Source organism: Duganella sp. CF517 (assembly GCF_900110275.1).
Classification (GTDB): domain Bacteria; phylum Pseudomonadota; class Gammaproteobacteria; order Burkholderiales; family Burkholderiaceae_D; genus Rugamonas.
Window position 1 is genome coordinate 39,011 of record NZ_FODC01000013.1, and the last position, 10,582, is coordinate 49,592.

General features: G+C 67.0%; 6 protein-coding genes and 1 rRNA gene. All 7 read left to right on the forward strand.

The features are described from left to right. Positions 1 to 56: 56 nt before the first annotated feature. Positions 57 to 1,646: a DUF2138 family protein gene (locus tag BMX85_RS29310; RefSeq protein WP_090328175.1), complete on the forward strand. Its 1,590-nt coding sequence runs from the start codon at positions 57 to 59 to the stop codon at positions 1,644 to 1,646. Further along, on the forward strand, positions 1,643 to 2,308 hold the full coding sequence (locus tag BMX85_RS29315) for a DUF1175 family protein (protein ID WP_090328179.1): 666 nt from the start codon (positions 1,643 to 1,645) through the stop codon (positions 2,306 to 2,308). Before BMX85_RS29310 ends, BMX85_RS29315 begins: the two co-directional genes overlap by 4 nt. Next, a complete protein-coding gene (locus BMX85_RS29320) occupies positions 2,305 to 6,855 on the forward strand; it encodes an alpha-2-macroglobulin family protein (protein WP_090328184.1) in 4,551 nt (1,516 codons plus the stop codon). Before BMX85_RS29315 ends, BMX85_RS29320 begins: the two co-directional genes overlap by 4 nt. Further along, on the forward strand, positions 6,855 to 8,570 hold the full coding sequence (locus BMX85_RS29325) for a DUF2300 domain-containing protein (RefSeq protein ID WP_090328188.1): 1,716 nt from the start codon (positions 6,855 to 6,857) through the stop codon (positions 8,568 to 8,570). The genes BMX85_RS29320 and BMX85_RS29325 overlap by 1 nt, the downstream gene beginning before the upstream one ends. A 74-nt stretch (positions 8,571 to 8,644) precedes the next feature. Beyond that, the gene (locus BMX85_RS29330) at positions 8,645 to 9,364 is read left to right on the forward strand and encodes a YfaP family protein (RefSeq protein ID WP_090328209.1); all 720 of its coding nucleotides are present in this window, start codon (positions 8,645 to 8,647) and stop codon (positions 9,362 to 9,364) included. Positions 9,365 to 9,368: 4 nt separating this feature from the next. Then, complete coding sequence (locus BMX85_RS29335; protein WP_090328192.1) at positions 9,369 to 10,121, forward strand: DUF2135 domain-containing protein; 753 nt, start codon at positions 9,369 to 9,371, stop codon at positions 10,119 to 10,121. 396 nt (positions 10,122 to 10,517) lie between these two features. Then, positions 10,518 to 10,582 (forward strand): 16S ribosomal RNA (locus BMX85_RS29340); the annotation flags it as partial.

Consider the following 10,582-nt stretch of genomic DNA (forward strand, 5'->3'; position numbering starts at 1 on the left):
GTGCTGCGCAACATGTTACTATTTGCCAATTATTACTAACTTGGCAATGCAAGAACATGAATAAAAAAGTGCTGTTCAGGTCTCTTGCCGGCGTGGCCGTCGTCGGCGCCGCGCTGATCGCGTACCGGGCCTTCGGCTGGGGCCACATGGGACCGGTCAACGACTTGCAGCTGGACCTGTCGCGGCCGGATGCGCTGGTGATGACCCAAAGCCTGTCCACGCTGCCGCGCGACCTGCTGACCGTGCCGCTGGCGCGCGACGTGCTGCGCGAGGAGTTCCTGTTTTATTACGAGCAAACCGAGGATCGGCTGGGCCTCAAGGGCAGCCTGCGCCGCATCGCCTACGAGCATGAGCTCGGCTGGGGCGACCAGTTGCTGCGCATGGTGCTGGACCAGCCGGCGGAGGTGGCGCTGTGGCGCGACGCCGACGGCTCGCTGAAGCACTACGCGATCGCGGTTTCTCGCAGTCAACTTACCAAGGTGCTGGAGGAGGCCGGCAAGATCGCCCTCAAGGACACGCAGATGACGGTCGCCGGCGCCTTGCGCGTCGACGGCGACAGTGTCCCGGTGTATGCGCTGAACTATGCCTACAAGCGCACCTTGCTGTTCGCGGCCCACGGCCAGCGCCTGGTCATCCTGTCGCACCCGGGCATGCTGTATGGCGGCTCGGACGGCAAGGACGGCGACGGCACCGCCGAAAAGACCTTGGCCGGCCTGTTGTCCGGCGACCGCGCCAAACAAACCGTGTTCCATCCGCAGTTCCATCTGGACCAGGCGGCGCCGCAGGGACACAGCATCGCCGTCAAGGCGGACTTCCTGTCGTTCGGCTACCAGCCGTTCTTCGGCGCGCTCGAGGCGGTGCGCTTCGATTTCAGCAAGGGCGCGTGGAAATCCGGGGTGCTGATCAACGCGGCAAAGCTGCGCAAGGGCGGCTACGACAGCGCCGCCTTGTGGCCGGCGCTGCCGCACAGCCCGAGCGCCTGCTTCACGGTGCCGGTGGATTGGGCGGCGATGCAGCCGGTGCTCAAGCGCCTCGGCGGCAAGACCTCCGAGCCGGTGCTGCCGCTGGCCGACCAGCTGCAAGGGCCGGCCGCGGCCTGCTGGTATGGCGGCTCGCGGCTGCATACCCCGGTGTTCGTGGCCACCCGCGCGCCGCAGGCCACCGGCGATAATTTGTACGACAGCCTGTTCACGGCGGCCATCGGCGGCAAGGACGCGGTGCGCAAGACCAGCGCCGCCGGCGGCGTCACGCGCTGGGAGCGCACCGTTGCCACATCGATGGGCGAGGCGAAACCGGCGCTGGCGGTGATGGGTAACACGGTGGTCTTCTCGGCCGACGGCACGCTGGTGGACCAGGTGCTGGCGGTGCGCCGCAAGCAGGCGCCGGCGGCGTCGGACCTGCTGCCGGACGCCGGCCACACCGTCGGGCTGATCGCGCCGGCCGCGCTGGCGCAACTGATCCAGCGTGAAGCGTTCGACACGCTGCCCGCCAATAACGAGCCGGTGCTGCGCGCGGCGGCCAACGAACATCTGGTGCCGCGCCTGGACGCGCTGAAAAAATATCCGCCGTTCCGCATGGTGCTCAAGACGCTGCCGTCGAGCGGCACCGCGTGGCAACCGCTGGAGTGGCAGGCGGTGCCGCGATGAGCGGACGCCGTCGCTGTTTGCGGCTGCTGGGCGGTTGCGCGGTGGCGATGGCCGCGCCGCCGGTACTGGCCTTGCGCGAGGCCGCCGACGCGCAGATCCGGCTGTCGCAGGCGCAGAGCCGCGCCTTTCAGGCGTGGATGCTGCGCATCGTCAGCGCGCAGATCGAACGCGGGCCGTCGCCGCGCTGGACGCACCGCGATTGCGCGGGCCTGGTGCGCTTCGCCGTGAACGAGGCGCTGTCCGTGCATGACGCCAAGTGGCTGCGCGCCAATGGCATTGCCAGCGACCGGCGCCTGCCGCCCGAGCTGGAACTGGACGCGCGCCAGGCCACGCTGCGCAACCGCTGGGTGCAAACCGGCGGCACCGTCGGCCACTTCGTCACGGCGGTGGCGCTGGTCCAGCACAACAGCCGCTTCGTCGCCCGCGAGATCAGCCAGGCGCTGCCCGGCGACCTGCTGTTTTTCGACCAGGGCGACGAACAACATCTGATGGTCTGGATGGGGGCGCGCATCGCCTACCACACCGGCACCGTCACCCCACAAGACAACGGCCTGCGGGTCGTCGACATCAAACAACTCACTACCTGGAAGGACACGCGGTGGCAACCAGCGTCCAACAATCCCAATTTCGCCGGCGTGTTCCGGCTCTCTTTTCTATCATGAAGCTGCTGCTGACCAGTGTATTGACGTTGGCGCTGGCGCTGCTCGGCGGCGCCTCCGCCGGCGCGCAAGAGCGCCAGCCGAGCAACTACACGCAGTTCAAGGGCGAGCCGTTCTTCCTGCTGTCGGACGCCAGTTACGGCAGCGCCGACCAGGCGCGCGTGCGCCTGGAGGTGCCGGGCCGCGACATGGGACGCATGAACCTCGAAGCGTATTCCGGCGCCGACATCGTGGTCTACCGCGTGCCGGCGCCGATGGAGTTTTTGAAGAAGCAGCGCAACCTGCACCGCATCCAGGTGGAGGGCAATTACCAGGGCGAGGGCCTGGCCAACACCCTCAGCTTCCTGTGGGACAGCTGGTGGAAGCAATCGCGCCTGGCCTGGCGCAAGCTGTTTTCGCCGGAGGCGCGCGTCGCCGTCACCAGCGAACAACCCGGGCTGGCGACCAACGCGGCGATCCGCCGCCCGACCGTGTTCGCCAACCATCCCCAGTACAAGCCGATCAAGGGCATGGAGATGGTCGACAGCTTCCGCTATCCGATCTGGCAGGCCAAGCCGATCGAGCCGCCCAAGGGCGTCAAGCTCGATGGATCGAGCAGTGAATTCATCGCCACCGGCGCCGGCAACGTGATGATCCCGATCGGCAAGCGCAAGCCCGGCCTGTATCTGATCGAGGCGATCATCGGCGAGCACCGCGCCACCACCCTGGTGTTCGTGTCCGATACGATGGCCGTCACCAAGGTGTCGTCGAACCAGATGCTGGTGTGGACCGCGCGGCGCGACAACGGCGCCGCCGTCGCCGGCGCCAACGTGGCCTGGACCGACGGCACCGGCGTGCTGCAATCGGCGACCACCGGCGCCGACGGCGTGGCCTCGCTGGAGCGCGGCAGCCCGGAACACACCTATGTGCTGGGCGAGGACCGCGCCGGCGGCGTGTTCGTCTCGGAGAACTTCTACTACGACAGCGAGATCTATAACACCAAGATCTACGCCGTCACCGACCGCCCGCTGTACCGGCCGGGCGACGAGGTCAATGTCAAATTCCTGGGGCGCGAATTCAAATCGGCGCGCGAGTCGCAGGCCGCCGCCGCCGCGCCGCTGGGCCTGACCGTGTTCGACCCGAACGGCACGCCGCTGCTGACGCAGACCTTGCAGCTGTCCGGCGAGACCGGCGCCGAAACGCGCTTCCGCCTGCCGCCGCAGGCCACCGCCGGCGGCTATGAGCTGCGCTTCAGCTACAAGGACGGCGTCTACGGCGCCGCCTTCCGCGTGGCCGAATATGTCAAGCCGCACTTCGAGATCAACGTGCAGCCTTCCAAGCCGGAGTTCAAGACCGGCGAGGCGGTCGGCGGCAGCATCGCGCTGCGCTACCCGGACGGCAAGCCTGTCAAGAACGCCAGGATGACGCTGTCCCTGCGCAGCCAGCAGAACACCATGGTCGACGGCGAGTTGCGCTACAGCGGCTTGTTCCCGGTGGCGCTGAAGACCGAGGAGGTGACCAGCGACGGTAGCGGCAACGTCAGTTTCTCGCTGCCGGCGGCCGCCGATCCCTCGCGCTACATCCTGACTGTGCTCGCCACCGACGGCGCGGCCTACCGCGTGCGCGCCACGCGCGAGCTGATGATCGAGCGTTCCAGCACCACTTATCAGCTCAAACCCGCGCGCCAGTTTTCCGATCCCGGCCAGTCGGTGCATTTCGACCTGGTGGCCGACGGCGCGGGCGCGGTGCGGCCGGTGCGCTGGGAGATGGTGCAGCTGGAGAAGCAGACCAAGACCGGCGGCGCCTTCGATCCGGCCGCCAAGGGCTGGGACGTGACGTTCCCCGCGTCGGGCTCCTACCAGCTGTCGCTGCGCGACGAGCGCGGCAACCTGCTGGCCGCCGCCAGCCACTGGGTGACCGGCGACGGCGTGCAGGCCACGCCGGGCAGCATCGAGATCGTGCTCGATAAGGTGCGCTATCGTCCGGGCGACGTCGCCGAGGCGCTGATCACCTTCTCCGATAAGGTCGACCAGGCGCTGCTGACACTGGAACGCGACAAGGTCGAGCAGTACGGCTTGATGTCCGGCGCCGCCGACTGGTACAAGGCGCAGCGCGTGGCGGGCAATCAGTGGCGCGTGCGCATCCCGGTCAAACAGGAGCATGGACCGAACATGACCTTCTCGGTGGCCTACACCCGCAACGGCGATTTCGTGTTCGAGAACGCCGGCCTGCAGGTGATCGAGCCGCGCATCGCGCTGCAGTTCAAGACCGACAAGGAGGTCTACCAGCCGGGCGAGAAGGTCACGCTGGACGTCAAGGCCAGCCTGGACGGCAAGCCGGTGAGCACCCTGGTGGCGCTGGGCGTGGTCGACGAAATGATCTACGTGCTGCAACCGGAGATCGCGCCGGAGATCGGCGACTTCTTCTACCACCCGCGCCGCAACAACGTGCGCACCACGGCCAGCCTGTCGTTCATCAGCTACGACATGGCGCAGGCGCGCAGCGGCGGGGTGCCGGCGCGTCACAACTACAATGAGCGCGGCGTCAAGGTGCTGGAACGGCCGCGCCGCGACAACGTCGATACCGCCTACTGGGCGCCGTCGCTGAAAACCGACGCCGAGGGCAATGCGCGCGTCAGCTTCACCATGCCGGACGCGCTGACGCGCTGGCGCATCACCGGCCGCGCGATGGATGCGCAGGGCCGCGTGGGCCAGCGCACCGGCTATCTGCGTTCGGACAAGAGCTTCTACGCCAAGTGGACGGCGCCGGATTGGATGCGCGCCGGCGACGCGCCGCGCGCCTCGGTCGCGGTGTTCAACCAGACCGGCGCCGCGCAGGCGCTGGAGGTCACCTTGTCGGGCGGCGCCCAGGCCAAGACCGAGAAACTGTCGGCCAAGCCGGGCGTCAACTACGTCGAGTTTCCGCTGGCGGGCAGCACCGGGACGCTGCGCCTGGAGGTCAAACAAAACGGCAAACTGGTGGACGCGCTGGACACGGGCATGCAAACGCTGCCCGCGGCATGGAGCAGCCCGCGCACGCTCATGCTGCCGCTGGCCGGCGCCGAGACGCCGTTCAAGCTGCCGGCCGACGCCCGCAATATACGCGTCTCGTTCGCGCAGGGCGCCACCAGCCACTTCGCCCGCATCGCCGACGATCTGATCGAGTATCCGTACGGCTGCGTCGAGCAGACCGCCAGCCGCCTGATTCCGCTGACATTGGCGCAGCAAAGCCTGGGTCCGGACGCCGGCGCGTTGCGCGAACGCCTGGGCGCCGTGCTTACCGCGCAGCGTCTGCGCCTGGTGTCGATGGCCGGTCCGAACGCGGTCTTCGGCTGGTGGGGCAACGCCACCGCCGGCAGCGCGCTGATGACCGGCTACGCCTACTACGCGGACTGGCACGCGGCGCGCGCGCTGGGCATCTCGCTGCCGCCCGAGCACTGGAACAACCTGCTGGCGGTATACGGCGACAAGGGTTTGAAGGACGCCCTGATCGACCGCGCGTTGGTGCTGTGGATGGCGCATGAAATGGGCCTGCCGACTAAAACGCTGGCCGCCGGCCTGGTCGACGATGCCGTCGCCAGGCTGGCGCCGCTCGATGGCAAGCCGCGCCAGCCTGGCGACGGCAGCCTGCTGCTTGGCGCGGCGGACGACCGCGAGGCGCAGGCCATGGCGCTGGGACTGATGTCGGTGGTGGCGAGCCAGAACGGCGTCGCCTTGCCGCCCGCGCTGCAGCAGCAGGTCGGGGCGGCATGGGCGGTGCTGCGCGCGGCGAAGGCGCCGGTGTCGCAGGCTTTGCTGATGCTTGCCGGCGAACTGCCGGCGACGCAGGCCGACGCGGTGTTGTCCGGCGTGCGCGCCGAGATGCCGACGTTGGACCGCGCGATGACGCTGGTGTGGGTGCAGAAGAAGCTGGGCGGCGCATCGTTCGGCAAAGCGCCGGCCGTGGCGCTCGATGGCGCATGGCAGAAACAGGAAAGCCGCAGCGGCCAGCCGGTCTGGCGCTGGGCCGACGGCAAAGGCGTTCCGGATATGCTGCGGCTGGCGGCGGCATCGGGCGCCGCGCCGGCGGGCACCGTCGCGGTGGTGCAGTACGAAAGCCGCGCCGCCGAGGCGCAGGCGCTGCCGGTCGCCATCGAACGCCGCATCTTGCGGATGAAGCAGGGCAAGGGCGGCTACACCACGGAGCTGGTCAAACCGGGCGAGGCGCTCAGCACCGACGAACTGTATCTGGACGAGATCACGCTCAAGGCGGCGCCGGGCGCCAGACATCGCTTTGGTTTGCTGGAGGTGGCGCTGCCGCCCGGCGCCATGGTCGAACAAAGCACCTGGGGCATGGTCATGGCGGGCGACAAGCCGGAGCCGCTGGAACGCGCGCGCCATACCGAGCGGCGTGACGGCTACGCGGTGCCGGTCGAGCCGCTGGAAGGCAGTCTCACCGTGCGCCATCTGCTGCGCTTCGCGCAGAAAGGCAGTTATGTGCTGCCGCCGGCGCGTTTCCACCGCATGTATCAGCCGGAGCAGAAGGCCTTCGAGGGCGGCGGCAAGACCACTCGCACGCTGAAGGTGGAGTGATGCACGCACGTGCGCTCCCTCGCCGCTGGCGTCGGGCGACCGCGCTGGCCATCCTGCCGCTGCTGGCGGCGCCGTCATGGGCGGCCTCGCTGGACGTGGCCTGGTGGCGCGACGGCCGGATCGAGGTGAGGCAATTGCATCAGGGACGGGCGGCGTCCAAGCCGTTCGACGGCGCCCGGCAAGTGCCGCTGGCGAGCTTGTGGAAGCTGTTCGTCTACGTCTATGCGGATGACAGCAAGGTGCCGATGCCGGACTACCGCTGTGGCGGACGCGATCCGGACGAAGTCTATTGCTGCGACGCGGGACAGAGCATCGGCCACGACGCCGCGCTGGCACAGTCCTGCGGCCCGTTTTTTTCGCCCACGCGCTTGATGATCGAGACGGCGGCATGGCGCCGCTACTGGACCGGGCGCCTTGGCACGCCTCCCGTGGGCGACTTCGCCTGGCTGGCCGATCCTGCGCAACTGAAACCGGAGCGGCTGGTGCGCCTCGACAGCCTGCTGCGCGCGCTGGACGCGATCCCGGCCGCCAGCCGGTCGGATGCCGGGGCGGCGTTGTTGCGCGTGGTGCTCGATGGCCGTGGCGCTGGCTCGGCGCGCTGGTTCGGCAGCCAATTGCGCGTCAAGACCTATTCCTGGCACGAGTACACGCGTGACGGCGGCAAGGGCGAACGCCTGGGTGGCGCCGCCGGCTGGCTGGCCGACGGCACGCCGGTGTGGTTCGGCGGCGCCGGCGGCAGCAGCAACGTGTTTCAGCAATGGGCGCCGCGCCTGTCGGCGGCTTTGCCGTCGATGCGGGCGGCCGAAGACAGCGGCTGCGTGGTGGTCGACTATTTCAAACGCTATCCGGTCCGCAGCGTGCGGGGCGAGCAGGGGCCTGCCAAACCGGGCCCGCTGAATGGGCGCTACCACGTGCAATTCGAAAATGGCCAAAACCTGGCGCTGCGCAGCGCCGGCGAAATGACGCTGTCGCAGGACGCCGCCGGGCGTCCGCACTTACGCGGCCGCTTCGGCGTCAACGAATATGTGGCGCGGGTGCTGGACCGCGAGGCCAGCGCCGACGAGCCGGAGGCCGCGAAGGCGCTGGCGATCGCCGCGCGCAGCTATCTTCGGCAGAACGCGGTGACCGTCGCCGGGTGCCAGCAGATCACCGACAGCAGCGCGACCCAGCGCGTGAGTCCAAGTCCGGCCACGCCGGCGGCGCTGGCCGTCGCCCGCTGGACCGATCAGCTGATCGTCGATGGCGTCACCGTGCGCTACCACCGCGACCAGGCATCCGCAGGAACGCTGTCGTGGACCGACGCGGTGCGGCAGTCCAGACAAGGCAAGCATTACGACGAACTGCTGGCCGCCGCCTATCCCACCGGGTCGCTCGGCACCGCAGGCAATAGCGGCGTGCGTTGCCAGCGCCTGGGGCAAAACGAAGCATGGCTGGCGCGCGCGTTGCCGCGCTGGCAGCGCGTGCTGCTCGGTGAAATGGGCTACGAGGCGCCGGCGCAGCCGCCACTGGTGTGCGCGCTTGCCACCGGCGCGCCGTATTCCGAGCAGTCGCGCAACCGCATCTTTATGCGGCCGCTGGCCACGCGCGAGGACCGCATCACGCTGGCACACGAATACCTGCATCTCGGCTTGCGCGGTCATCCGCGCGGCCAGGACGAGGAATACGTCGAACGACTGGCCCGCAGGCTGGTCGACCTGAACCTGGAGGCGCTGTGAATTACCGTATCTTGTTTGTGGGCGCCGCGCTGTCGGCATTGGCCGGCCAATGCGCGCAGGCGCAGGACAGGAGCATGACCACGCCGGTGGGCGGCTGGAACCGCGCCGGTTTGACCGACCGTTCGGAGGAACTGGCGGTCAATTATCCGTATGCGCTGGTCGACCGCGGCGCGCAGCGCGGCCGGCGTATGATTCAGGGCGACCTTGAGAAGGCGGCGGGTGGACGGTCTGGTTATAAGCTGGCGGTAAACGGCAATCCGACGCCACTCTACACCGATGAAAATGGCCGTTATGCGCGCGCTTATTCGTTCGGCTCGGGCTCCAACAGCGTCGAGATCCGGTCGCCCGACGGCAAACCGGTCAAGCGTGTGCAGTTCTACGAGGCCGACAAGACCAAGCCGCAGCCAATGATCCGCATCATCGCCGGTTGGGACGACAGCCAGGCGGAGGTCGACCTGCATATTGTCACGCCGGATGGCCAGCACGCATTTTGGGCGCGTCCCGCGATGAGCAATGGCGGCGGCCTGGATGCGGACACCGTCGACGGGCCGGGGCCGGAAAACTTCACAATGACGTCGCCGGTGCGCGGCTTGTACCAGGTCTGGATCAACTACTGGGGCAACTTCGGCGGCGATGGCTACCACTTCGACGAGAAAACGCGCCAGCGGCCTGTCATCACCAGTCGCATCACGCTGGTATTTAACGAAAACACGCCGCGCGAGCGGCGCGAGGAGTTCGTCGTCCCTTTGCGAAGCGTCGGAGAGCTCACCCTTGTCAAAACTTTCAGGTATTGAACACATGAACGCGCGTTGGCTCTCACTCTTGTTATTACCAGTTTGGGCGCAGGCCCAGGTCACCATCGATGCGCCCAAGGGCGGTTGGCGCAATTCCGCCGGGGCGCGGGAGGAATATACACAGACCGTCAACTATCCCGCTTCGTCCGTCAGTCTGCAGCCCGGCCAGGGCGAGACGGCGCAGATACGCGGCCGGATCGCTGGCGCCGGCAAAGGCAAGCCCGCCACGCTGGTGGTCAATGGCGCGGCCATGCCGCTCGAGGTCGCGGAAGATGGCACGTTCGGGCGTCCTTATGGATTCGGCAGCGGCGCCAATAGCGTGGAAGTGCGTTCGCCGGATGGCAAGAGCCGCGCGCGCACGCAGTTCGTCGACAACAATCCGGGCAAGACCCAGGCGCGGTTGCGTGTCGTACTGTCCTGGGACAGTGCGGGCACCGATCTCGATCTGCATGTGGTGACGCCGGATGGCGGCCACGCCTGGTACGGCAACCGTGTACTGAAGGATGGCGGGGCGTTGGATGTCGACGTGACCACCGGCTACGGCCCGGAAATCTTCTCCAGCGCGGCGCCGCCGAAGGGTAATTATCACGTCTACGTTAATTACTACGGCAGCGGCTCGGACGCGTCGGCGCTGACCGTGGCCCGTGTCACGCTGATCACCAACGAGGGCACGCCGCGCGAAAAGCAGCAGAGCTTCCAGGTGCCGATGCGCGCCCCGGGCGAACTGACGTTGGTGAAATCGTTCGTTTTCCCCTAATTGCCCTTGCGCATCCTCTGCCCCTTTGCTATAGTTCGCCTCCCCGCAAAACGGTGTGCACAAAACAGCGTGTTGCAGAATGAAGCGGGGGAAAAAGAAGTGGTTGACGAGATGTTCGAAACACTTCATAATCTTGCCTCTTCGCTGATGAACACAACGCTTCTTCAGCAAGCAGTAACAAGCAGTACCGAACAAAGTTCTTTAAAAATTAACAGTCGATAAGTGTGGACGTTTGATGAAAGTGCACGCGGAACTTAGTCCCGCGATACTTAAAATATCAAATGTTCACAAGAAGTAATGAAATAGGCGCTACGAAAGTAGTGGCCTGTCAGTATTTTGAGTGAGCGACCTCTTAGCAATAAGAGAGCCGGTAAAACGGCAAAAGTAACAGAGATTAAACTGAAGAGTTTGATCCTGGCTCAGATTGAACGCTGGCGGCATGCCTTACACATGCAAGTCGA

Excerpts from the sequence above, each read along its gene's own strand:
- BMX85_RS29310 (WP_090328175.1), top strand. The coding sequence starts at position 57 with ATGAATAAAAAAGTGCTGTTCAGGTCTCTTGCCGGCGTGGCCGTCGTC.
- BMX85_RS29320 (WP_090328184.1), top strand. The coding sequence starts at position 2,305 with ATGAAGCTGCTGCTGACCAGTGTATTGACGTTGGCGCTGGCGCTGCTC.
- BMX85_RS29325 (WP_090328188.1), top strand. The coding sequence starts at position 6,855 with ATGCACGCACGTGCGCTCCCTCGCCGCTGGCGTCGGGCGACCGCGCTG.
- BMX85_RS29335 (WP_090328192.1), top strand. The coding sequence starts at position 9,369 with ATGAACGCGCGTTGGCTCTCACTCTTGTTATTACCAGTTTGGGCGCAG.
- BMX85_RS29315 (WP_090328179.1), top strand. The coding sequence starts at position 1,643 with ATGAGCGGACGCCGTCGCTGTTTGCGGCTGCTGGGCGGTTGCGCGGTG.
- BMX85_RS29330 (WP_090328209.1), top strand. The coding sequence starts at position 8,645 with ATGACCACGCCGGTGGGCGGCTGGAACCGCGCCGGTTTGACCGACCGT.